Raw genomic sequence first — 22,611 nt, forward strand, 5'->3', positions numbered from 1 at the left:
GGGTACGGCGGGAAGCGTCAAAAGGTCTCAAAGCGGACGGTGCTTATACGAGTTGCATTGCAGCGCGCAAAGCGGTTAAGCAACGCTCGGGTGTCGGCGCTTTCAGGCCCCGGCCAAAGCGCTGTCTTGCCTCCCGCGCTAACCGCGTCGGTGGGCCGAGGGTTCGGATACGATGGATATCGAAACCAACAAGATCGCCGGAGCGGTTCTCTCCACTCTGCTCGTGGTGATGGGGCTCAGCATGATCTCCGGGATCGTCTTTACGCCTCACAAGCCGGCGGTGCCCGGTTTCGACCTACCGAGCGAGGAACCCGCCGCGGCGGGTGGGGCGGCTGCGCCCGCAGCCGACGAGCCGATCACGGTGCGTCTCGCCAAGGCCGACCCGGCCAAGGGCGAGAAGGCCGTTGGCGCCTGCAAGGCCTGCCACAGCTTCGAGAAGGGCGGCCCCAACAAGGTCGGCCCGCATCTCTACGACGTCTACGGCCGTAACGAAGGTTCGGTCGACGGCTTCGGCTATTCGGCCGCGATGAAGGGCCGTACCGACAAGGTTTGGGAAGCCGATGGGCTTGACCACTTCCTGAAGGGACCGAAGGCTTACGTTCCCGGCACCGCGATGGCCTTCGCCGGCATCAGCAAGGCCGATACCCGCGCCGACGTGATCGCCTATTTGAACACACTCTCCGACGCGCCCAAGCCGCTGCCGAAGCCCTGAGCTTTAGCTTGCGTCGATCCGACGCTTATCACGATTGTGCCAAGCCGGGCCCGTCAGCCCGGCTTTTGCATATCCGCGCCATGCTGCCGCCGTCAGGATGACGGCAAATCCCTGAATGACTGGCGTCGCCGGCCGCGTTCGACATAATCGGAACGCGAATCGGCCGGCGAACCAATCTGGAAGACAAAGGAGCATGGCGATGCGCATCACACGCCGCAGATTGCTGGAAACCGGCGGCGCTGCTCTGGCGAGCGCGAGCCTGCCATCGCTCAGCGGCCCGGCGCTGGCGCAGACTGGCGAGATTCACGGCCTCTCGACCTTCGGTGAGTTGGCGCTGCCCGCCGATTTTCCCTATTTCGCCTATGTGAACCCCAAAGCGCCCAAGGGCGGCACGCTGACGATGCAGATCAAGCGTGGCAGCGGCAACCAGAGCTTCGACACCTTCAACACGCTCAACACCTTCGTGCTGCAGGGCGACGGCGCGGCCGGCATGGATGCCTGCTTCGACAGCCTGATGGCGGGCTCGGGCGACGAGCCGGGCTCGCTCTACGGCCTCCTGGCCAAAAGCGTGGCGATCTCGCAGGACAAGCTGACCTACCGGTTCCGGCTCCGGCCCGAGGCGCGCTTCCATGACGGCTCGCGGGTGACGGCCTCCGACGTCGCCTTCAGCATGAATCTGCTCAAGGCCAAGGGGCATCCCTCCTTCCGCCTGATCCTGAACGAACTGGTCTCTTCGCAGGCCGAGGGCGACGACATCGTCGTCGTGCAGCTTTCGCCCAAGCGCAGCCGCGACCTGCATCTCATCGTCGCCGGCCTGCCGGTGTTCTCCGAAAAATACTGGTCGACGCGCAATTTCGAGGCTTCGACGCTGGAACCGCCGCTCGGCTCAGGGGCCTACAAGGTCGGCCGCTTCGAGCAGGGGCGCTTCATCGAATTCGAGCGCGTGCCGGACTACTGGGGCAAGGATCTGCCGGTCAATATCGGCACCAATAATTTCGACCGGGTGCGCTGGGAGTATTTCCGCGATCGGCAGGTCGCCTTCGAGGCCTTCAAGAGCGGCGTCATCACCTTCCAGGAGGAGTTCACCTCACGGATCTGGGCGACGGGCTATGATTTTCCGTCGATCAACGAAGGCAAGGTCAAGAAGGAATCCCTGCCCAAGACGGAGCCGATCGGTTCGCAGGGCTGGATCTTCAATCTGCGCCGCGACAAGTTCGCGGATCCGCGCATCCGCGAGGCGCTGGGGCTGTGCTTCGATTTCGACTGGACCAACAAGAACATCATGTTCTCGTCCTTCAGCCGGATGACCTCCTATTTCGAGAACTCTGATTCCAAGGCGATCGGCAAACCCTCGCCCGAGGAGCTCAAGCTGCTCGAGCCGTTCCGTGGCCAGGTGCCCGACGAGGTCTTCGACGAGCCCTTCCTGCCGCCGGTTTCGGACGGCTCGGGCAGCGACCGCAACCTGCTGCGCCGGGCCGACGAGATGTTCCGCACTGCGGGCTGCAAGCGCGAGGGCAATGTCCTGAAGCTGCCCAATGGCCAGCCGTTCGAGATCGAGTTTTTGGATTCGCAAGCAGCGCTGCAGCCGCATACGCAACCCTTCCAGGCCAATCTGAAGCGGCTCGGCATCAATGCGACCTCGCGCATCGTCGACGCCGCGCAGTACCAGCGGCGTACCCAGGAATTCGATTTCGACATCGTCAGCATGGCTCTTTCGGGCAGTTCGATTCCCAGCGACACGCTGCGCATCGTCTACGGCTCGTCTGCGGCGAAGACGCCTGGCTCACGCAATCTCGGCGGCGTCGCCAGCCCAGCGATCGACGCGATGATCGAGACAATCGGGCAGGCCCACAGCTATGCCGAGGTCGTCGTCGCCGCCAAATGCCTGGACCGGCTGCTGCGAGCCGGGCGCTACTGGATCCCGATGTGGTGGAACGCCCATGAGTGGCTGGCCTATTGGGACATGTTCGACAGGCCCCAGACCAAGCCGAAATACTCCTCCGGGGCGCCGGGGATCTGGTGGTACGACGCCGAAAAAGCCAAGCGCATCGGGAAGGCCTGAGCATGGCAGCGCTCATGCAGGGCCATGTCACGGGAGTTCCGAACCTGCTCCTGCGCCTCGAAGGCGCCTTGCTCGGCGGGCTCGGCGTTTGGTTCTTTGCGCGCACGGGCGTTTCATGGTGGGTATTCGCCGGCCTTATCCTGGCGCCGGATCTCGCCATGCTCGGCTATCTCTCCGGCCCCCGGCTGGGTTGCGCAATCTACAACGCCGTCCATTCCCTGATCGGCCCGGCCCTGCTGGGCGCCGCCGCCGCGGCTTCGGGCTCGGCCATGATACTGGCCATAGCCTTGATCTGGGCCGCGCATGTCGAGTTCGACCGGGCGCTCGGCTATGGACTGAAATATGCTACGCGCTTCGCTGACACTCATCTCGGCGTTATCGGCTCAGCCAGAAGGACCGAGTGAACCGGCATGCTGAGCTATATCGCGAGACGTATCGCCCTGATGGTGCCGACGCTGTTCGGCATCCTGCTGATCTCCTTCATCATCGTGCAATTCGCGCCCGGCGGGCCAGTCGAGCGCGTGATCGCGCAATTGCAGAATCCTGCCGCCGGAAGCGCGTCGGATCGCGTCGGCGGGGGCCAGGGTGGCGATGCCGGCGCACAATTGGGCGGCGATTCGAATTCCGCCTATCGCGGCGCGCAGGGGCTCGACCCCGCGTTCATCAAGGAGCTCGAAAAGCAGTTCGGCTTCGACAAGCCGGCGCATGAGCGCTTCCTCAAGATGCTGGGCGACTACATCCGCTTCGATTTCGGGCGCAGCTATTTCCGCGATGCGCCCGTGCTGCAATTGATCAAGGAGAAGCTGCCGGTCTCGATTTCGCTCGGCCTGTGGATGACGCTTCTGTCCTATGCGATCTCGATCCCGCTCGGCATCCGCAAGGCGGTGAAGGATGGTTCGCGCTTCGACACCTGGACCAGCGCGGTCGTGATCGTGGGTTATGCCATCCCGGGCTTCCTCTTCGCGATCCTGCTGATCGTGCTGTTCGCCGGCGGCTCGTTCTGGCAGATCTTTCCGTTGCGCGGGCTGCATTCGGAGAACTGGGCGCAGCTCAGCCTGCTCGGCAAGACCGTCGATTATCTCTGGCACATCGCCCTGCCCGTGACGGCGATGGCGCTGGGCGCCTTCGCCACCTCGACCCTTCTGACCAAGAACTCCTTCCTCGACGAGATCAGGAAGCAATATGTCCTGACAGCCCGGATGAAGGGGCTCTCCGAGCGCGGCGTGCTCTACGGCCATGTCTTCCGCAACGCCATGCTGATCGTCATCGCCGGTTTTCCCGGCGCCTTCGTGCACGCACTCTTCGCCGGCTCATTGCTGATCGAGACGATCTTCTCGCTCGACGGCTTGGGGCTCCTGTCCTTCGAGGCGATCGTCAACCGCGATTACCCGGTCGTCTTCGCCAATCTCTACATCTTCTCGCTGATCGGCCTTGTCGTGCACCTCATCACCGACCTGACCTATACCTGGGTCGACCCCCGCATTGATTTCGAGACGCGGGAGGCCTGAGGCGATGAGCGACACGTTGATCGACGCGCCGCCGATTTTGCGCAGCCATGCGCCGCTGGCCCCGCCGGAGGCGAACCAGGGTTGGCTCAAGCTCTCGCCGATCAACCGGCGCCGGCTGAACAACTTCAAGGCCAATAAGCGCGGCTGGTGGTCGCTCTGGATCTTCCTTGCGCTGTTTACGCTCTCGCTCTTCGCCGAGTTCATCGCCAACGACCGGCCCCTGATCGTGCGCTACAAGGGTGAATGGCTGTTCCCGGTCGCGGTGAACTACCCGGAAGAGAAGTTCGGCGGCTTCCTGGCCACGACCGACTATCGCGACCCGGTGATCGCCAAGGAGATCACAGCCAACGGTTACGCGGTCTGGCCCCTGATCCGCTACAGCTATCGCACGCATAATCTCGATCTGCCGGTGCCCGCGCCCGCGCCGCCGACCTGGCTGCTCAAGGACGAGCAGTGTCGCGTCATTGCAGAGCGGACCGGCGGGACGGGCTGCCGCGACCTCGAATGGAACTGGCTCGGCACCGACGACCAGGGCCGCGACGTCATCGCGCGATTGATCTACGGCTTCCGCATCTCGATCCTGTTCGGACTGATCCTGTCCTCGATTTCCTCGGTGATCGGCATCGCGGCCGGTGCCATCCAGGGTTATTTCGGTGGCTGGACCGACCTGATCTTCCAGCGCGTCATCGAGATCTGGACCTCGATCCCGGCGCTCTATTTGCTGATCATCGTGGCGGCGATCATCACGCCGAGCTTCTTCGTTTTGCTCGGCATTCTCCTGCTGTTCTCATGGGTCGCGCTCGTCGGCGTGGTGCGGGCCGAGTTCCTGCGGGCGCGCAATTTCGAATATGTCCGCGCGGCGCGCGCGCTCGGCCTCTCCAACCGCGCCATCATGGTCAAGCATCTCTTGCCCAATGCGATGGTCGCGACGCTGACCTTCCTGCCCTTCATCCTGAACGGCTCGATCACCACCTTGACCTCGCTCGACTTCCTCGGCTTTGGCCTGCCGCCTGGCTCGCCTTCGCTCGGTGAATTGCTGGCGCAGGGGAAATCGAACCTGCAGGCGCCATGGCTCGGCCTCTCCGGCTTCGTCGTGATCGCGCTGATGCTGTCGCTGCTGATCTTCATCGGCGAAGCGGTCAGGGATGCGTTCGACCCGAGGAAGACCTTCGCGTGAACACCTCCCCGCTCCTCTCCGTCCAGGATCTCTCCGTCGCCTTCCGCCAGGGCGGCCGCGAGACGCTGGCCGTCGACCGCGTCTCCTTCCAGATCGCCAAGGGCGAGACGCTCGCCATCGTCGGCGAGTCGGGCTCGGGCAAATCGGTCTCGGCGCTCTCGATCCTGAAGCTGTTGAACTACCCCTCGGCGCATCACCCCTCCGGCAAGGTGATGTTCAACGGCCAGGATCTGATCGCGGCCGATGAGGACGCGATGCGCAAGGTGCGCGGCAACGACATCACCATGGTGTTCCAGGAGCCGATGACCTCGCTCAACCCGCTGCATACGATCCAGCGGCAGATCGGCGAGATCCTCGAGCTGCACAAAGGCCTGCGCGGCGACAAGGCGCGTGCCCGCACGCTCGAGCTCCTGGCGCTGGTCGGCATCCGCGATGCGGAAAGTCGATTGGAGGCCTATCCGCACCAGCTTTCCGGCGGACAGCGCCAGCGCGTGATGATCGCGATGGCGCTCGCCAACGAACCCGAACTGCTGATCGCCGACGAGCCCACGACCGCGCTCGACGTCACGGTGCAGGCCCAGATCCTCAAGCTGCTGAAGGAGCTTCAGGGCCGGCTCGGCATGGCGATGCTGTTCATCACCCATGATCTCGGCATCGTCCGGCGCATCGCCGACAGGGTCTGCGTCATGCTCAAGGGTCAGATCGTCGAGCAGGGACCAGTCGGCGAGATCTTCGGCAATCCCCGGCACGACTACACCAAGCGGCTGCTCGCAGCCGAGCCGAAGGGCCGCCCGGCGCCGGTCGCGGAAGGCGCCGCCACGCTGCTCGAAGCCGGGCCGATGAAGATCTGGTTCCCGATCAAATCCGGCTTCCTGCGCCGCACCACCGGCCATGTGAAGGCGGTCGACGGCATCACGATCAAGGTGCGCGAGGGCGAGACGCTCGGCGTCGTCGGCGAATCCGGCTCCGGCAAGACGACGCTCGGCCTCGCCATCCTGCGCTTGATCTCCTCGGAGGGGCCGATCGTCTTCCTCGGCGACCGCATCGACGGACTCGCCAGCGCCGCCGTCCGGCCGAAACGCCGGGATCTCCAGGTCGTCTTCCAGGATCCTTATGGCTCGCTCTCGCCGCGCATGTCGGTGGCCGAGATCGTGGCCGAGGGCCTGACAGTACAACAAAGCGAGCTGAGCTATGCCCAGCGGCGCGAGATCGTCGCCCGCGCCCTCCACGATGTCGGGCTCGATCCGAGCGCGATGGACCGCTACCCGCATGAATTCTCCGGCGGCCAGCGCCAGCGCATCGCGATCGCGCGCGCCATGGCGCTCGACCCGAAATTCGTCGTGCTGGACGAGCCCACCTCGGCGCTCGACATGTCGGTTCAGGCGCAGATCGTCGAATTGCTGCGCGACCTCCAGGCCAGGCGCAAGCTTGGCTATCTCTTCATCAGCCACGACCTCAAGGTCGTGCGGGCGCTCTCGCACCGGGTCGTGGTGATGCAGAACGGCCGGGTTGTCGAGGAGGGGCCGGCCGAGGAGATCTTCGCCCGACCACGCGAGGCCTATACCCAGGCCCTGCTCGCAGCAGCGCTCAACCTCGAACCTGCCGGCGTCGCCGCCGTGAGGGAATGAGCATGGCCCGCGCCATCCTGATCGTGCTCGATTCCGTCGGCTGTGGCGCGGCGCGGGACGCGCATCTCTACGGCGATACCGGCGCCGATACGCTGGGGCATATCGCGCAAGCCTGTAGCGATGGCAGGGGCGACCGTGCGGGCCTGCGCACGGGGCCGCTCAAATTGCCCAATCTGGTGCGGCTCGGACTTGCCCATGCCTGCGAGGCCTCCACCGGCAGCTCCCTTGCCGGCATCGCCAGACCTGTCGCTCCCGAAGGCCAATACGGCTATGGCGTCGAGATCAGCCAAGGCAAGGACACGCCGTCCGGCCATTGGGAGATCGCCGGCTGCCCCGTGCCGTTCCAATGGGGCTATTTCACCGCGCTGGAGAATTCCTTCCCACCCGATCTGGTCGCAGCGATGGTCGAGCAAGGCGCCCTGCCCGGCATCCTCGGCAACAAGCATGCGTCCGGCACCGCGATCATCGACGAGCTCGGCGAGGAGCATGTCCGGACCGGCAGGCCGATCTGCTACACCTCGGTCGACTCCGTGCTCCAGATCGCAGCTCACGAGGAGCTGTTCGGGCTGGAGCGGCTTTACGAGCTCTGCCGCAAGACGCGCCTTCTCGTCGACCCGCTGAAGATCGGCCGCGTGATCGCAAGGCCCTTCCTGGGGACGGTAGAGGACGGCTTCAGGCGCACTGGGAACCGCAAGGATTTCGCCATTCCGCCCCCTGACGAGACCTTGCTCGACCGGCTGGCGGCTCAGGGGCGCACGATCATCACCGTCGGCAAGATCGGCGACATCTTCGCGCATCGCGCGACCGGCGAAGAGATCAAGCCTTTTGGCAATGCCGCGATGTTCGAGGCCGCGCTGGAGGCGTTGGAGCGCCTGCCCGATGGCGGCTTCTGCTTCGTCAACCTCGTCGATTTCGACAGCGAATACGGCCATCGCCGCGACGTGCCGGGCTATGCCGCCGCGCTGGAAGCCTTCGACGCGGCGCTGCCGCGCCTGGAGGCCGGGCTGAGACCGGGCGATATCGCGATGATCACCGCCGATCATGGCAACGATCCGACCTGGCCGGGCACGGACCATACGCGCGAGCACACACCGATTCTTGCTTTCGGGCCCGCGCTGGCGCCGGGCCCGATCGGCCGGCGCGAAAGTTTCGCCGATATCGCGGCGACGCTGGGAACCTGGCTCGGCATCGGCGCTGTGGGGCCTGGCCGCCCCTGGTAGCGTTCAGGCCACCGCGACCTGGGTGCAGAACGCCGCAACCTCATGACGGATGCTGTGCGCCTGCGCGGCAAGCGCATCGGCCGCTTCCTGCAATTGCTCCGCCGCATCATGCGTGCGCACCGTCATCAGCTCGAAATTGCCGACGACGCCGACCCCACGCCTGGCACCCTCGAACGAAAGCTGGACCTGGCGCGCGATCTCCGCGGTCGCCCGATCCTGCTCATGGACCGCGACCGCGATCGCCTCGGCCACTTTCTCGACCTCGCCCATGGCCCCGACGATGTCGCGGATGGCCTTGAGCGAGCGCTGCGAGGCGATCTGCATCGCGTGGATCTGGCCTGAGACTTCGTCGGTGGCGCGAGCGGTCTGCGCCGACAATGTCTTCACCTCGCTGGCGACGACCGCGAAGCCGCGCCCCATCTCGCCGGCACGCGCGGCCTCGATCGTGGCGTTCAGCGCCAACATGCTGGTCTGCGCCGCGATGCCGCGAATGATCTCGACGACGGCGCCGACATTCTCGCTGTTGCGGGCAAGCTCCTCGATTTCATCGCTGGCGCGGCGCGCGAGATCGGCTGCGTTCTTGGAACCATCGAAGGAATGCGAGACGTTTCGGCCGATCTCACCGATCGATTCCGCGAGCTGACCGCTCGCATTGGCGAGCTGATCGATGCCGCGCGTCGTTGCGTCCGCGGCCTCCGAGACCAACGCCATCTGCTGGCGCGCCTGATCCGACGTGCCGGTCAGTTCGCGCGACCCGCCCTGCATGGTCTCGGCCGAGCGATCGAGCACCGCCATGGCCCGCTCCATCTGGGAGCGGAAGTTCTGGACGATCTCGCGCAACGCCTCCGCGCGCCGCCCGAGCTCTTCCGCCTGACGCTTTTCGCGTTCGCCCGCCATCCGCTCGCGCTCGGCAATCTCGTTGGCGCGCTGCAGACTGTTTTCGTTGGTCGCGAACATGCGTCCCAGGATCACGGCAAGAGCCGCCAGGAACACGGTTTCGATGATGACGATCACGGCGTGCAACAGCACGCGCAGGAGGCTGCCACCCTGATAGAACACCGCCGACGGCAGGATGTATTGCAGGGCGAGGTGGTGCAGCGCGGTCAAGGCGGCGCCCATCATGATGGGGCGCCAGTCGCAGAAACCGGCGAGCAAGGCCAGGATCGCGAAATAGTACATATGCGTGTCGGGCTGCCAGGGATGGCCGGCGAAGCTATAGACCAGCATCGAGACCTGGCCGATCAGCACGATCGCGATGACGAGTTGCGTGACGATGGCGACACCGCAGCGCATGTAGAGCAGTAAGGCGCCCGCAGCCAGCAGGAAGGCACAGGACGCCGGCAGCGGGATGTCTCCACCGCGGAACCAGATGCTCAGCGCCAGGATCGGCACGTGCAGGAATGCGAGCCCCAGCAGCACGCGCGCGACGGCGACGCGAATGCCCGTCAAGGTCCAGATCATAGGGATGGTTCCACAGACGCGCGGGAATCGAGACAGCCGGCGAGTCCATCGAGCGCCAGCATGAGCAAGGCACCTCGCGGCCTGGCAGTCTCGGCACCGGCTTCAGCAGCAGCCGCGATCACGATGAAAGACGAAATGCCACCGCGCAGGACGCGATGCCCGGCCGCAAGGCTTCGCGCCACCGCGTCCTGCTGCGGCATCCATGGTGGGAAGATGATCGCCTGCGGCACGGCCCGGTCGGTCGGGGCCTGAGGCAAGCTGAGCACGGCAGCGAGGCTGACAGCCATGAGAGTCAGCGCCACGACGCAGCCATCCCGCAGGGCCGCGACCCGCCCGCTATTGGCGGAGGCTCCGATCAGGCTTCCCGATGTCATGGGACGTAGGTTTCTCCGGGACGCCAAGGTTTCTGCGCGTTTCCGGATGAAGTGGGGCCACTCCCGTAAAGTTTTACTTAAAGATGAAGGCAAAGCCCAACCGCGATGACTTTTAACGCCGCCGTTTACTATTTTTAAGAGGTTGAAGATTACAACTGTAGATAGTATTTAAATACCGGAAGGTGCATCCCATGTGGACCTCAGCAAACCGGTTCCGTCGGAACGAAGCCGGCACGAGCGCAGTCGAATTCGCGATGATCGCGCCTGTGCTTCTTCTGATGATCTTCGGCATCATCGGCTACGGCTACGTTCTGGGCATTTACCACGGCATCCAGCAAGTCGCCTCCGAAGCCGCGCGCGCCTCTGTTTCCGGGGTAAATGACACCGAGCGCGACCAGATCGCACGTGCTTTCGTCACGGCGAACGCATCCTCCTACGCTTTCATCGATCCGGCCAAGGTCAGCGTGACGACGGCCCAGGGTGGCGCGCCGCAGCAGACCTTCACGGTCGCGGTCGCCTATGACATGTCCGGCACGCTCTTCCAGAGCCTCGCTTCGCTTGTTTCGCTACCGCCACCTACGGTTGTACGTCGAGCCGTTATCCAACGCGGCGGCTATTGACCCAGATCTTTGCTCTCGCCCCCGCAGGAGGCCGTGATGAATCGCAGCTTCAAAGCCTTCGCCAAGAACGAGCGCGGTGGCGCAGCCTTGCTCTTCGCTGCCGGGATATTTGCCCTTTTCGGCTTTGGTGCGATGGCGGTCGATGTCGGCAGCTTCTTCTATGAGAAGCGGCGGCAGCAGACCGCCAACGATCTCGCGGCGCTTGCAGCCGCGGCGGATCTGCCGCGCGCCAAGGCTGCCGCGCAGGCCACCGCCGGCAGCAACGGTTACCCGGCCAACACCGTCCTGGCCGTGCAGACCGGCATCTACAACGCCGATGCGACCATACCAGTCAATAACCGCTTCACGCCCAGCACGGGAACGACAGCCAACGCCGTCAAGGTCGAGATGCGCGGCGTCACGCAGATGCTGCTCGGCCGCGTTCTCGCGGCTAGCCCATCAAGCACGACGGCCCAGGCCAATACGACGCTGGCGAGCTTCTCGAGTGGCGATGTGCCGATCGGCAGCAGCGCCATCGCGGTACAGGATGCACAGGCCGCCTTCGCGGTCGGCTCGCGGCTGGCGCAGCTGGACGGCGGTCTCCTGAACAGCCTGCTCAGCTCTCTCCTGGGCAGCAGTGTCTCCCTCTCCGTGATGGACTACAACGGGCTGGCGCAAGCGCGGATCGACCTGTTCACATTCTCCAAATACCTGGCCGTGCGCGCGAATCTGTCGGCCGTTACCTATGACGACGTGCTGAAGGCCAATGTGAAACTCGGCGACGTGCTTTACGCCGCTCAGCAGGCCGCGCGCGACAACAGCACCAGCAGCGTGACGGCGAACGACGCGCTCTCGCGGCTGGCCACGACGACGGCCAGCTCGACCCAGCGCGTCGACCTGACCAAGCTCATCTCGTTTGGCCCCTACGGCCAGACAGCACTATCGCTGCCTGGGCCGATCGTGGCTTCGCTTACGGCGCTGGACCTCGTCTCGGCCGTCGCCCAGATCTCCAATGGCACACGGCAGATCGACACAGGGCTTTCCATCAACATCCCGGGCCTCGCGGCGGTCTCGCTCAAGCTCGCCATCGGCGAGCGGCCAGTGGGCACAAGCCTCGTCAGTGTCGGGCGGGTGGGCGCGACCGTCCACACCGCCCAGACCCGCCTGCTGCTGACGATCAACCTCGTCGGCAGCGGACAAGCCTCGCTGGTGAGCCTGCCGCTCTATATCGAGCTCGCGGCCGCAACAGCGCGTCTCTCCAGCGTGCAATGCAACGCCGGCGACGTCACCACCTCCCGCGTCACGCTCGGCGTGACACCAGCTGTGGTCGACGCCTGGATCGGGCAGGTCTCGCTGGCCGATTTCAACAATTTCAGCACGGCTCCGAACCCACCCGCCGCCGCGGTCCTGAATGTCCTTGGACTCTTCAAGGTGACGCTGCGGGCGCATGCGACCATGACAAACCTGGCCGAGACGCCGGTGAGCTTCACCTATCCCGAGATCCTGCGCGGCGACAAGCGCACGACCTCGACGCAGGATTTCATCGCGACCCTGCTGTCACGCCTCTTCGGTGATCTCGTGATCCGGCTCGACCCGCTGGGACTGGACCTCGGCGGCGTCGGCAACCTCGTCGGCAGCATCGTCACGGCGGCGGCGACCCCGATCGACCAGTTGCTCACCGGGGTGCTCGGAACGCTCGGCATCGGCCTCGGCCAGGCCGATAGCTGGGTCACCGGCGTGCGCTGCGGCGGCTCCCTGCTGGTGCGCTGAGAGCGTTTTCGAGCGAAGTGGCCGCCGGTTCGCGTAAAGAAAACGCGTTAAAGTAAAAAGCTTGAAGCCAATTCCGATCCAATCAGGTCGTAAAAGGCTTCAAAGGCACTCTCAGGCCCTCAACCTGTCCTTGATGCGCCGCATCAGCCCGTCGCGCACCTCGCGATAGGCCTCCAGCACCTGCTCGCGCGAGCCCTGCACGACGGTGGGGTCGATCGTCGGCCAGTATTCGACATCGGCGGCGACCGTACGCGTCAGATCGAGCGCTTTGTGGTGGGCTTCCGGCGAGAGCGAAACGATCAGGTCGAAATTCAATCCCTCCCACTCTTCGAGCTCCTCGACCGATTTCGGCTTGTGCTTGTGTGCGTCGATGCCGATCTCGTCGAGAACCGTGAGCATGAAGCCATCGACCTCGCCCCGCCTGGCTCCGGCCGACTGGACATAGATCGATTTGCCGAAGAAGTGCTTGGCCATCGCCTCGGCCATGGGTGAGCGCACCGCGTTCTGCGCGCACATGAACAGCACACTTTGAACCTTGCGCGGGGCGGCGGGCTCCACCCTCCTCAGCCCTTCCAGTGCAACGCGTAGATCAGGGTGAACAGCCGCCGCGCCGTATCGAAATCGATCTCGACCTTGCTCGCGAGACGGTCCACCAGGATGTGCGCCGCCTCGTCGTGCAGGCCGCGCCGGCCCATATCGATCGACTCGATCTGCGAGGGCGTGGCGGTGCGGATGGCGGCGTAATAGCTCTCGCAGACCAGTGCGTAGTCCTTGATGATGCGGCGCAGCGGCGTCAGCGAGAGATGATGCGCGACGACGGGAACGCCGTCGGCCTGCCGGATGTCGAAGACCAGCCGGCGCTCGACCAGCGCCAGATGCGCCAAATAGGGCCCGCCGTCATGGCTGGGAAGCGCAAAGCGATTGCGCTCGATCAGATCGTAGATCGCGACTGCACGCTCATGCTCCTGATCCGGCGAGCCACGCCCAAGCGAGGCTTCGTCGAGGGTGACGCCGATCAGGCATTTCGTCTCCGACATGCTGTCTCCGATCGAAACGAACGGCGCTAGAGCCGGATGATGTCAGATGGAATCACGCGGTGATCCCATCTGACATCTGAATCCGTCTCTCATCCAAAAGAGAGAGCTGGATCAATGCGAAAAACCAGTGCCCACTTCGCTCGAAAACGCCCTGGGACATATTTCACAGATTCAGTCTGATCGTCACGGAACGACCATGCGCCTGCAAGCCCTCCGCTTCGGCAAGCCGGACGGCGGCCGGCGCAAGCGCGCGCAGCGCCTCAGGCCCGCATTGCAGCAGCGAGGTTCGCTTCATGAAATCGAGAACGCCGAGCCCGGAGGAAAACCGGGCCGAGCGCGCCGTCGGCAGGACATGGTTGGGCCCGCCGACATAGTCGCCAATGGCCTCGGGCGTGTGGCCGCCGATGAAGATCGCGCCTGCATTGCGGATCCTGGCCGCAAGGCGTTCGGGCTCGGACGTCATGATCTCGAGATGCTCGGGCGCGAGGCGATCGACCAGCGGGATCGCCGCCTCGAGATCCGCGACCAGCAGGATCGCGCCGTAATCAGCCCAGCTCTTGCCGGCGATCTCGGCACGCGGCAGCGTCGCGAGCTGTGCCACGACCGCCTTCTCGACCTCGTCGGCCAAACCGGCATCGTCCGTCATCAGGATCGACTGGGCCGAGACGTCGTGCTCGGCCTGGGCCAGCAGGTCGGCGGCGATCCAGTCGGGATTCGCCGAACCGTCAGCGATGACCAGCACCTCGGAAGGACCGGCGATCATGTCGATGCCGACCTGGCCGAAGACGCGCCGCTTGGCGGCGGCGACATAGGCGTTGCCGGGGCCGACGATCTTGGAGACCGGGGCGATCATCGCCGTGCCATAGGCTAGAGCGGCTACGGCCTGCGCGCCACCGATGCGATAGACCTCGTCGACGCCGGCGAGCCGCGCCGCGGCCAGCACCAGCGGGTTGGTTTCGCCGCGCGGGGTCGGCGCAACCATCACCACCCGGTCGACACCGGCGACCTTGGCCGGAACAGCGTTCATCAGCACCGAGGACGGGTAGCTCGCCGTACCGCCCGGCACATAGAGGCCGACCGCCTCGATCGCACTCCAGCGCCAGCCGCTCGCGACCCCGGCCTCGTCCGTGAACCAGGCATCCTGCGGCTTCTGGCGCAGGTGATAAGCCTCGATGCGCGCGCGCGCCGTTTCCAGCGCCGCGACCTGCTCGGGCGGGCAGGCTTTGACGGCGGCATCGATCTCCGCCTCAGAAACGCGCAGGGCCTGCGGCGTCAGGTCGAGCCCGTCGAAGCGGCTGGTATAGGCGATGAGCGCTGCGTCGCCCCGGGCGCGGACCTCGGCGATGATGTCGGCGACGACGCGGTCGACCTCCTCGGAGACCTCGCGCTTGGCGCCCAGCAGGTTCTGGAAATCCTGCTCGAAGCGTGCATCCCTGTCGTCGAGCCTGATCGGCATCGCAAAACCTTAAGAGCTATGGCGTGGAAGAGGTCAGGCGCCGTTGGGATGGTCGGGCGTCGCGACCGCTTCCCAGACCGGGCCGAGATCCTTCATCTGAGCTTCGATGCATTCGACGTCGAGCCGGATCGCGGCGCCGTCCGAGAAGTGCAAGGTGACGTCGCCAGTCGGGCCGTCGCGCTCATCGAAGGTGATTGCCAGCAGGTTCAGGACCGTGCCCGGGGCGGCTGTGTCGATCCCGGTGCTGCGGGCCGCGGTGACCCGCTCGAAATGCAGCGCGGCGAGACGCCGCCGGCGCTGCCCGGCCTGCGCGCCCGCCCAGTCGAACCGGCGCGCCGCGAGCGCGAAACGCTTTTCGCCCGGAAGATAAGTGATATCCACCACCTTCAGGACAGCATCCTGGAGATGAGCGGACAGGATCGCGAGATCGTCAGCGTCGAGTGCGATCAGCTTCAGCGGGTCTGCGGCGTCAATCGGCATCGCGATGTTCTGGCGAGGCCGCGCGGCAACGTCAACTGCTGATGCGTTCGACCTCGGCGCCGCAACGCGTCAGCTTCGCCTCGAGCGCCTCGAAACCGCGGTCGAGATGGTAGACCCGGTTGATCGTGGTGTCGCCTTCGGCGGCGAGACCGCCGATGACGAGCGAGACCGAGGCGCGCAGATCCGTCGCCATCACGGGTGCGCCGGTGAGCTTGGCGACGCCCTCGACATAGGCGGCATCACCGTCGAGCCTGATCTTGGCGCCCAGCCGCGCCAGCTCCTGCACATGCATGAAGCGGTTCTCGAAGATGGTCTCGCGAATGCGCGAGGTGCCCTTGGCCCGCGTCATCAGCGCCATGAACTGCGCCTGGAGATCGGTCGGGAAGCCCGGAAAAGGGTCCGTGTCGACATCGACGGCGTTCAGCGCCTGGCCGTTGCGGCGCACACGGATACCCTCATTGGTCGAGCTGATATCGACGCCCGCCTGGGTCAGGACGTCGAGCGCCGATTGCAGCAGGTCGGGCCGTGCGCCTTCGAGCAGCACGTCGCCACCCGTCATCGCGACGGCCATGGCATAGGTCCCGGTCTCGATCCGGTCGGGCAGGACTGCGTGATGGGCACCGCCGAGGCGGGCGACACCGGTGACGACGATGCGCGAGGTGCCTGCCCCCTCGATCTTGGCGCCCATCTTGACGAGGCAGGCGGCAAGGTCCGTCACCTCCGGCTCGCGCGCGGCATTCTCGATGACCGTCGTGCCATCGGCCAGTACCGCAGCCATCAGCGCGGTATGGGTGCCGCCGACCGTGACCTTCGGGAAGTTGATCTCGGCGCCCTTCAGGCCCTTGGGCGCCCGCGCCAGGGCGTAGCCGTTCTCGATGGTGATCTGTGCGCCGAGCTTCTCCAGCGCCATCAGCAGCAGGTCGACGGGACGCGTACCGATGGCGCAGCCGCCGGGCAGCGAGACCTTGGCCTCACCCATGCGCGCCAGGATCGGCGCGATGACCCAGAAGCTCGCCCGCATGGTCGAGACCAATTCATAGGGCGCACAGGTATCGGTGATCTGGCGAGCCGTCAGCGAGATGGTCTGGCCGCTTTCGGCCGACTGGCCAATGCGCTTGCCCGCGACCGTGCGATCGACGCCCTGATTGGACAGGATGCGCGACAGCGCCGTGACGTCGGAGAGGCGCGGCACATTGACCAGCGTCAAAGTCTCGTCCGTCAGCAGGCTTGCGATCATCAGCGGGAGAGCGGCGTTTTTCGCACCCGAGATCTGGATATTGCCATTGAGGCGCTGGCCGCCGGTAATGCGGATCTTGTCCATCGTGATGACCTGCTGGCCTGCCGCCGCGAAAAGGCCGGGCGGCGCATGAATATGAAAATCAGGACCGGGAGGTTTCGGCCTGGGCTTGCGATACCGGTTCCTGCGCTTTCGCCTCATCCGTGCGGCGAGCGCGGGCCTGAGCCTTGCGGCGCTTCAGGTTCTCGCGGAGAGCGGCGGCAAGGCGCGCTCTCTTCTCGTCTTCTGCGGATGGTGGGCGGTTCACGGCATCAACTCGGCATCAACGTTTCAACGCTCGGATCACGGCGAATTCGCGGCGCATCGTTAGCCCTGGTTGTGGTTTTGAACAAGCGGGTGAGCGCGCGGCAAGACGTAAGCCCGCAAGACGCGCCCGTTGCCGGCCTTGTCCCATTCCGAGACAGGTCTTGCGTGCCACAGCGGCTCATCCCGGCATTCCCCTCGCTTCGCATCGGCTTCGCGCGGGACGATCCGCCCCCCGACAAAGAAACGATCCGCCGCGTTCGGCAAGCTGCGAGACCGATTGTTCCGCCCTGGAGGGAACCCGCGCCCGAATCTTTCCTTCGCAGAGCGGCGCAGCGCGAGCCCCTCCGGGGAGCACATGATTTGCTCAAGGCGAGGGTGCGATCGGGATCTGTTCCACATCGTTCAAGAGCTTGGTCACGACACCGGGTTCGAGTTGACGATAGGGAATAAAGCTTAACGAAATTAACCATTTCCGCGGGATCCCGTTTACAGTTTCTTAACTTCAACTACCTTGACCGGGCGTTCTTGACGCGCGGCAACCGGGAGGTCAGCGGCATGTTCCAGTCTCTTTCGTCAGTTCCGAAGGCTGGTTTTGCGACGACTCTCGACAGCTGCGACGTCATCGACGCCATCCGGCATCAGGCGGGCTTCCTGCCCGAGGTGCAGATCGACTACGAACCCGATATCCTGACCCTGTGGGTGACGATCCGGCCTGAGCTGAAGCCGGTTTTCACGCTTCAGCTGCTCGACAGCCTGGGCAAGATTCAGCGGGCGATCTTCGCGCTATGGGGCGCGCCGGACCAATATCACCGCGCTCCGATCCGCTTTCTCGCCTTCCGCGGAACGGGCCCGTTCTTCACGCTCGGCGGCGATCTCGACTTCTATCTCGACTGCCTGGCCAAGAATGATCGCGCGGCGCTGGCCGAATATGCGCGGCTCTCGATCGAGGGCGCTGTCTGGAACGCCAGCGGCCTGAACGGCCTCGTGGTCACGCTCTCGACCATTCACGCCAAGGCGATCGGCGGCGGCATCGATGCGCCACGCTCCTGCAACATCATGATCGCCGAGGAGCAGGCCTCGTTCGTCTACCCAGAAATCAAGTTCAACCATTTCCCGATCACGGCGGTCGCGATCCTGTCGCGCCGCATGGGACCGCGCGCCGCCGAGCAGATGCTGCTCTCCGGCGAGGAGCTCAGCGCCCACGATTTCATGGCGGCGGGCGGCCTCGAAGCCGTCGTCCCGACGGGAACGGGCGAGAACTGGATCCGCAAATACGCCGCCGATTCCTTGCCCATGCATGCCGCCAAGACCGCCCTGTTCTCGGCCTTCAACCGCCGCGCCGGCGATCTGAAGGAGGAGCTGGAGCACCTCGGAGAGATCTGGACCAATTGCATGCTGCGGCTGAACCCCAGCGCGATCTCGAAGCTGCAACGCATCGCGCAGACGCAGGACCGTATGCTCGCCCGCGTCTACCAGCGCCCACCTGCGGTTGCAGCAAGCGCTTCGAGCGGCCGCTAAGGCCGCATTAAGGCCGTATGCGGCCCCTCCGAATTCGGAGAACACCCACACCAAACATTTACTTCTGCCGCCATAAAGCATTTAAACGGAGCGACTTGTGGCGAGAGATGCGCGATCTCCGCTTGTCGCCGTAAAGGGCGGGAGCGATGGCGGAAGCCCTCAGGCGATCAGCGGATGGCGGCTTGAGCGATCCGGGCAAGGATTTCGACCTTCCCGGCTACCGCCTGCTGGTCAGCTCGCTCTTCTCGTCGCCGGCCTCGATCGTCCCCGGCGGGATCGCCGGCATCCTGACGCCCTATCTGTGCTGGCTCTCGAGCGACAAGCACCTGTTCTTGAATCTGACCGTTCTGGTCGCGCTGATCGTCTCGCTGCGGTTGATGACGGTGATCTCCTATCGCCGGAAGGACCATTCCGAGGACGGCCTGCACCAAACGCGGCGCTGGGATCGCGAGTATTTCTTCGGCGCCACCGCCTTCAGCGCCGTCCTCGGCTATAGCTGCTATGCCGCGCTGGCTCTGACCGACGACGCCGCAGCGCATATCACCTCGGTCGCTTCGACGATCGCGCTCGCCTCGGGCTATGTCTCGCGCAATGCCGGACGGCCGAAATTCGTCGCGGTGCAGATCCTGACCTTCTGCATTCCGATGGCCGTGGGCCTGATCCAGGCCCATAATGTCTACTATCAGTATATCGGCTATTTCGCCTTCCTGTATGTCGCGGCCAATATCGCGATCACCAACTCGCTGCATCGCAACCTGCTCGCGCTGAGCGACGCGACCAAGCAGTCGAAGGCCCTGGCCTCGGCGCTGCATTCGCAGAACCTGACCCTGGATGCCGCCCTCAACACCATGATCCACGGGCTCGCGATGTTCGACCGCGATCTGAAGCTCGCGGTCAGCAACGCGCCCTATCGCGCGCTCTACGGCATTCCCGAAACGCTCGCGCTGCCGGGCACGCCATTGACCGCAATCGCCCGCTTCCTGATCGAACGGCAGATCATCGACGCCGAGCAGGTGCGCGACGTCAGGGGCGCGCTCGTGGCGGTGCAGGACATGCAGCAGACGATGAGCCGCGAGCTCCAGACCCGGGGCGGTCGCGTGCTCGTCATCACCATCGCGCCGGCAGCCGAAGGCGGCGTGCTGATGCTGACCGAGGACGCCACCGATCGGAAGGCGACCGAGGCGCGCATCGAGCAGATGGCGCGCTTCGACGAATTGACCGGGCTCGCCAACCGCTTCGAGTTCAACAACCACATCACCGAAGCCTTCGCCCGGCTGGAGCGGACCGGCGAGGCCTTCGCGCTGCTCTATGTCGATCTGGACGGCTTCAAACAGGTCAACGACAATCTCGGCCACGATATCGGCGATCGCGTGCTGAGCGAAACGGCGAACCGGCTCAAGAGCACCATTCGCGGCGGAGACCTGCTCGCCCGCTTCGGCGGCGACGAATTCCTGCTGATCCTGCCTTCGGCCAGCCACGCCGTCGTCACCAATATCGCGCAGCGCATGATCGACGCGATGTCCAAGGTCTTCCACCTCGACACCAAGAGCGTCTACGTCACGGCCAGCGTCGGCATCGCCATGGCGCCCCATGACGGTGCGACGCCGGTGGATCTGCTGCGGCACGCCGACACCGCGCTCTACAAGGCCAAGGCAGCCGGCCGCAACACGCTGACCTTCTTCAACCCGGCCATGGCAGAGGAGATGCTCGACCGGCACGAGATCGAGGTCGATCTGCGCAAGGCCTGCGACGATGGCGCGCTCGAACTCTATTACCAGCCGATCATCGACCTGAAGACGCATGAGATCGTGACGCGCGAGGCGCTGATGCGCTGGCACCACCCGACGCGCGGCATGATCCCGCCCGGCGTGTTCATTCCGATCGCCGAGCAATCCGGCCTGATCGCGGCGATGGGGAATTGGGCGATCCGGCAGGCCTGCAAGGATGCGGCGCAGTGGGGCAACGAGATCGGCGTCTCCGTCAACATCTCGCCGCTGCAATTCCGCGAACCGCGCCGCATCGTCGAAACGGTGAAGGACGCGCTGATCAGCTCCCATCTCGGCTCGCACCGGCTGACGCTGGAGGTGACGGAATCGCTGCTGATCGAGGACAATAAGAGCACGCTTGCCGTGATCGACGAACTCAGGGCGCTCGGCGTGCGCTTCGCGCTCGACGATTTCGGCACCGGCTATTCCTCGCTCGCCTATCTCTCGACCTACCCCTTCGCGCAGGTGAAGATCGACCAGAGCTTCACCCGCAACGTCCACACCAACGAGGCCTCGAAGGCGATCATCGAGGCGGTCTGCCAGCTCGCGCGCCGGCTCTCGATGAATGTCGTGGTCGAGGGCATCGAGACCGAGCAGCAGCGCATCGCCGTGCAATTGCTCGGCGCGCAGCGGGCCCAGGGCTATCTCTTCGGCCGGCCCGAGCCGCTCTCGACCTTCTCCCCCGACAAGGGCCGCAAGATCGCCTGAATGTCCTTCTGACGCTCTTCCGGCTTGTGCGGCCTTGATTCCGGCGGCCTCGCGACGCATCAGCAGTTGCAAGAGCGATTGCAAGACAGGCGGATCGGGAGGAGCGGCGTGAGCACGACCACAGCACCAGCGCCGAGACCTGCGCCGCTGACGCCAGACATCTGCGTGATCGGGGCAGGTGCGGCCGGGCTGTCGCTCGCCACCGCCGCGGCTGCATTCGGCGTGCCTGTCGTCCTCGTCGAGCACGGCAGCATGGGCGCGGGCCATCCGAATGCCGGCAGCGTATCGGCCAGGGCGCTCAGTGCCGCAGGCGCGCGGGCGCAGGCCCTCCGGGAGGCCGGGCGCTTCGGTATCTCGGCCGGCGAGCCGCAAGTGAACGTGCAAGTGAACTATGCGCAGGTCCACGACCATGTTCAGCGCGTCGTTGCCGCGATCGCCCCCAATGATTCGGCGGAGCGCCTCGGTGCGCTCGGCGTCCATGTGATCAGGAGCGAGGCACGCTTCATCAGCCGCAGCACGGTCATGGCCGGCGACCAGGCGATCAAAGCGCGACGCTTCGTGATCGCGACCGGCTCGCGGCCGTCCGCGCCGCCGCTTCCCGGGCTCGACGCGGTCCCGTTCCTGACCAGCGAGAGCCTGTTTTCACTGACACGCCGGCCCGAGCGCCTGCTGGTTCTCGGCGCCGGATCGACCGGTGTCGAACTCGCGCAGGCCATGGCTCGGCTCGGCAGCACGGTCAGCATCGTCGAGGCCGGGAGCCTTTTGCTTGATGCCGATCCGGAGGCCGCACTGATCCTGCGCCGCGCGCTGCTGCGCGACGGCATAACGCTGCACGAGCAGGCCAGGGTGCTGCGCGCAGAGACGATCAAGGGCGGCGTCAGACTGATGCTGGCGGGCCCCGACGGCGAGGCCGACCATAAGATCGACGGGACGCATCTTCTGGTCGCGACGGGGCGCACGCCCAATATCGAGGCGCTCGACCTCGAACTTGGCGGCATCAACAGCAACACTGGGGGCGTGATCGTCGACAAGGGGCTGCGCACCGGCAACCGTCGCGTCTTCGCGATCGGCGACTGTGCAGGTGGGGCAGCCGGCGGGCCGCACTCCAGCCATGCCGGCCATGAGCAGGCTGGGCTCGTCTTGCGCAACGCCTTGTTCCGCCTCCCGGTCAGGACCAATGCAACGACGATCCCGCGCGTGACCTATTGCCATCCAGAGCTCGCCAGCGTCGGCCTGACCGAGGCCGAGGCGCGCAAACGCAGCGCTGCGATCACCATCCTGCGCTGGCCTTATGCCGAGAACGACCGCGCCCAGGCCGAGCACGAGACCGATGGTTTCGTGAAGCTCGTCGCAGACCGGCGGGGCCGCGTCCTCGGCGCCACCATCGTCGGCGCCGGCGCCGGCGAACTGATCGCACCCTGGTGCATGGCCGTGCGGAAGGGCCTGACGGTCCAGGACATGGCGGGGCTCGCCTTGCCCTATCCGACCTTCTCGGAGGCCTCGAAGCGGGCGGCGATGTCGTTCTACGCGCCGATGGCGGCAAAGCCGGGAATCCGACGGCTCATCGGCTTTCTCAGCCGTTTCGGCTAAGC

Annotated in this window: 19 protein-coding genes; 12 read left to right on the top strand and 7 right to left on the bottom strand. The window is 65.3% G+C overall.

The annotated features are described in order from the left end of the window. The first annotated feature begins 172 nt into the window (after positions 1–172). The 7 genes from J2Y55_RS23630 to J2Y55_RS23660 all read left to right on the top strand — a co-directional run bounded on the left by J2Y55_RS23630 (position 173) and on the right by J2Y55_RS23660 (position 8,307). Entirely contained in the window at positions 173–712 is a 540-nt protein-coding gene (locus J2Y55_RS23630) for a c-type cytochrome (protein ID WP_310158469.1), read from the top strand. Between the two features lie 199 nt (positions 713–911). Further along, positions 912–2,774, top strand: coding sequence for an extracellular solute-binding protein (locus J2Y55_RS23635; protein WP_310158472.1), 1,863 nt, complete (start codon positions 912–914; stop codon positions 2,772–2,774). 2 nt (positions 2,775–2,776) lie between these two features. After that, on the top strand, positions 2,777–3,178 hold the full coding sequence (locus J2Y55_RS23640) for a DUF4260 domain-containing protein (RefSeq protein ID WP_310158474.1): 402 nt from the start codon (positions 2,777–2,779) through the stop codon (positions 3,176–3,178). A 6-nt stretch (positions 3,179–3,184) separates the two neighbouring features. Next, positions 3,185–4,282: a microcin C ABC transporter permease YejB gene (locus J2Y55_RS23645; RefSeq protein ID WP_069689969.1), complete on the top strand. Its 1,098-nt coding sequence runs from the start codon at positions 3,185–3,187 to the stop codon at positions 4,280–4,282. A gap of 4 nt (positions 4,283–4,286) precedes the next feature. Then, positions 4,287–5,459 (top strand): ABC transporter permease, encoded by a 1,173-nt coding sequence (locus tag J2Y55_RS23650; RefSeq protein ID WP_310158478.1) that lies wholly within the window; start codon positions 4,287–4,289, stop codon positions 5,457–5,459. After that, the gene (locus J2Y55_RS23655) at positions 5,456–7,087 is read left to right on the top strand and encodes an ABC transporter ATP-binding protein (RefSeq protein ID WP_310158479.1); all 1,632 of its coding nucleotides are present in this window, start codon (positions 5,456–5,458) and stop codon (positions 7,085–7,087) included. Before J2Y55_RS23650 ends, J2Y55_RS23655 begins: the two co-directional genes overlap by 4 nt. A gap of 2 nt (positions 7,088–7,089) precedes the next feature. Next, positions 7,090–8,307 (top strand): phosphopentomutase, encoded by a 1,218-nt coding sequence (locus J2Y55_RS23660; RefSeq protein WP_310158480.1) that lies wholly within the window; start codon positions 7,090–7,092, stop codon positions 8,305–8,307. Between the two features lie 3 nt (positions 8,308–8,310). Here J2Y55_RS23660 and J2Y55_RS23665 read toward each other — a convergent pair whose 3' ends face one another. Together J2Y55_RS23665 and J2Y55_RS23670 are read right to left on the bottom strand one after the other, a co-directional pair. Continuing rightward, positions 8,311–9,768 carry a methyl-accepting chemotaxis protein gene (locus J2Y55_RS23665; protein ID WP_310158481.1) on the bottom strand — a complete coding sequence of 486 codons (1,458 nt, stop codon included), beginning with the start codon at positions 9,766–9,768 and terminating at the stop codon, positions 8,311–8,313. Then, positions 9,765–10,142 (bottom strand): hypothetical protein, encoded by a 378-nt coding sequence (locus J2Y55_RS23670; RefSeq protein ID WP_310158482.1) that lies wholly within the window; start codon positions 10,140–10,142, stop codon positions 9,765–9,767. The genes J2Y55_RS23665 and J2Y55_RS23670 overlap by 4 nt, the downstream gene beginning before the upstream one ends. A gap of 191 nt (positions 10,143–10,333) precedes the next feature. On the opposite strand from J2Y55_RS23670, the gene J2Y55_RS23675 reads away from it, so the two are divergent. Together J2Y55_RS23675 and J2Y55_RS23680 are read left to right on the top strand one after the other, a co-directional pair. After that, positions 10,334–10,762: a TadE/TadG family type IV pilus assembly protein gene (locus J2Y55_RS23675; RefSeq protein WP_310158483.1), complete on the top strand. Its 429-nt coding sequence runs from the start codon at positions 10,334–10,336 to the stop codon at positions 10,760–10,762. Between the two features lie 36 nt (positions 10,763–10,798). Then, entirely contained in the window at positions 10,799–12,511 is a 1,713-nt protein-coding gene (locus J2Y55_RS23680; protein ID WP_310158484.1) for a pilus assembly protein TadG-related protein, read from the top strand. A 111-nt stretch (positions 12,512–12,622) separates the two neighbouring features. On the opposite strand, the gene J2Y55_RS23685 is transcribed toward J2Y55_RS23680, so the two are convergent. The 5 genes from J2Y55_RS23685 to murA all read right to left on the bottom strand — a co-directional run bounded on the left by J2Y55_RS23685 (position 12,623) and on the right by murA (position 16,805). Further along, positions 12,623–13,027, bottom strand: coding sequence for an arsenate-mycothiol transferase ArsC (locus tag J2Y55_RS23685; protein ID WP_069693962.1), 405 nt, complete (start codon positions 13,025–13,027; stop codon positions 12,623–12,625). A 47-nt stretch (positions 13,028–13,074) separates the two neighbouring features. Continuing rightward, the gene (locus tag J2Y55_RS23690) at positions 13,075–13,548 is read right to left on the bottom strand and encodes a UPF0262 family protein (protein ID WP_310158485.1); all 474 of its coding nucleotides are present in this window, start codon (positions 13,546–13,548) and stop codon (positions 13,075–13,077) included. Between the two features lie 163 nt (positions 13,549–13,711). Next, positions 13,712–15,004, bottom strand: a complete 1,293-nt coding sequence (gene hisD, locus J2Y55_RS23695; RefSeq protein WP_310158486.1) for a histidinol dehydrogenase — start codon at positions 15,002–15,004, stop codon at positions 13,712–13,714. Between the two features lie 33 nt (positions 15,005–15,037). Then, positions 15,038–15,484 carry a DUF2948 family protein gene (locus J2Y55_RS23700; protein WP_310158487.1) on the bottom strand — a complete coding sequence of 149 codons (447 nt, stop codon included), beginning with the start codon at positions 15,482–15,484 and terminating at the stop codon, positions 15,038–15,040. 31 nt (positions 15,485–15,515) lie between these two features. Then, entirely contained in the window at positions 15,516–16,805 is a 1,290-nt protein-coding gene (gene murA / locus J2Y55_RS23705) for a UDP-N-acetylglucosamine 1-carboxyvinyltransferase (protein ID WP_310158488.1), read from the bottom strand. A 777-nt stretch (positions 16,806–17,582) separates the two neighbouring features. On the opposite strand from murA, the gene J2Y55_RS23710 reads away from it, so the two are divergent. The 3 genes from J2Y55_RS23710 to J2Y55_RS23720 all read left to right on the top strand — a co-directional run bounded on the left by J2Y55_RS23710 (position 17,583) and on the right by J2Y55_RS23720 (position 22,609). Beyond that, positions 17,583–18,545: an enoyl-CoA hydratase-related protein gene (locus J2Y55_RS23710; protein WP_310158489.1), complete on the top strand. Its 963-nt coding sequence runs from the start codon at positions 17,583–17,585 to the stop codon at positions 18,543–18,545. A 182-nt stretch (positions 18,546–18,727) separates the two neighbouring features. Further along, positions 18,728–21,019 carry a putative bifunctional diguanylate cyclase/phosphodiesterase gene (locus tag J2Y55_RS23715; RefSeq protein WP_310158490.1) on the top strand — a complete coding sequence of 764 codons (2,292 nt, stop codon included), beginning with the start codon at positions 18,728–18,730 and terminating at the stop codon, positions 21,017–21,019. 108 nt (positions 21,020–21,127) lie between these two features. Continuing rightward, on the top strand, positions 21,128–22,609 hold the full coding sequence (locus J2Y55_RS23720) for a dihydrolipoyl dehydrogenase family protein (protein WP_310158492.1): 1,482 nt from the start codon (positions 21,128–21,130) through the stop codon (positions 22,607–22,609). Positions 22,610–22,611: the final 2 nt, after the last annotated feature.

The organism is Allobosea sp. BE125 (assembly GCF_031456075.1).
GTDB lineage: Bacteria > Pseudomonadota > Alphaproteobacteria > Rhizobiales > Beijerinckiaceae > Allobosea.

Coding starts and splice junctions, on each gene's coding strand:
- J2Y55_RS23675 (WP_310158483.1), top strand. CDS start 10,334: ATGTGGACCTCAGCAAACCGGTTCCGTCGGAACGAAGCCGGCACGAGC.
- J2Y55_RS23710 (WP_310158489.1), top strand. CDS start 17,583: ATGTTCCAGTCTCTTTCGTCAGTTCCGAAGGCTGGTTTTGCGACGACT.
- hisD (WP_310158486.1), bottom strand. CDS start 15,004: ATGCCGATCAGGCTCGACGACAGGGATGCACGCTTCGAGCAGGATTTC.
- J2Y55_RS23690 (WP_310158485.1), bottom strand. CDS start 13,548: ATGTCGGAGACGAAATGCCTGATCGGCGTCACCCTCGACGAAGCCTCG.
- J2Y55_RS23670 (WP_310158482.1), bottom strand. CDS start 10,142: ATGACATCGGGAAGCCTGATCGGAGCCTCCGCCAATAGCGGGCGGGTC.
- J2Y55_RS23630 (WP_310158469.1), top strand. CDS start 173: ATGGATATCGAAACCAACAAGATCGCCGGAGCGGTTCTCTCCACTCTG.
- murA (WP_310158488.1), bottom strand. CDS start 16,805: ATGGACAAGATCCGCATTACCGGCGGCCAGCGCCTCAATGGCAATATC.
- J2Y55_RS23700 (WP_310158487.1), bottom strand. CDS start 15,484: ATGCCGATTGACGCCGCAGACCCGCTGAAGCTGATCGCACTCGACGCT.
- J2Y55_RS23645 (WP_069689969.1), top strand. CDS start 3,185: ATGCTGAGCTATATCGCGAGACGTATCGCCCTGATGGTGCCGACGCTG.
- J2Y55_RS23685 (WP_069693962.1), bottom strand. CDS start 13,027: ATGTGCGCGCAGAACGCGGTGCGCTCACCCATGGCCGAGGCGATGGCC.
- J2Y55_RS23635 (WP_310158472.1), top strand. CDS start 912: ATGCGCATCACACGCCGCAGATTGCTGGAAACCGGCGGCGCTGCTCTG.
- J2Y55_RS23640 (WP_310158474.1), top strand. CDS start 2,777: ATGGCAGCGCTCATGCAGGGCCATGTCACGGGAGTTCCGAACCTGCTC.
- J2Y55_RS23680 (WP_310158484.1), top strand. CDS start 10,799: ATGAATCGCAGCTTCAAAGCCTTCGCCAAGAACGAGCGCGGTGGCGCA.
- J2Y55_RS23665 (WP_310158481.1), bottom strand. CDS start 9,768: ATGATCTGGACCTTGACGGGCATTCGCGTCGCCGTCGCGCGCGTGCTG.
- J2Y55_RS23650 (WP_310158478.1), top strand. CDS start 4,287: ATGAGCGACACGTTGATCGACGCGCCGCCGATTTTGCGCAGCCATGCG.
- J2Y55_RS23660 (WP_310158480.1), top strand. CDS start 7,090: ATGGCCCGCGCCATCCTGATCGTGCTCGATTCCGTCGGCTGTGGCGCG.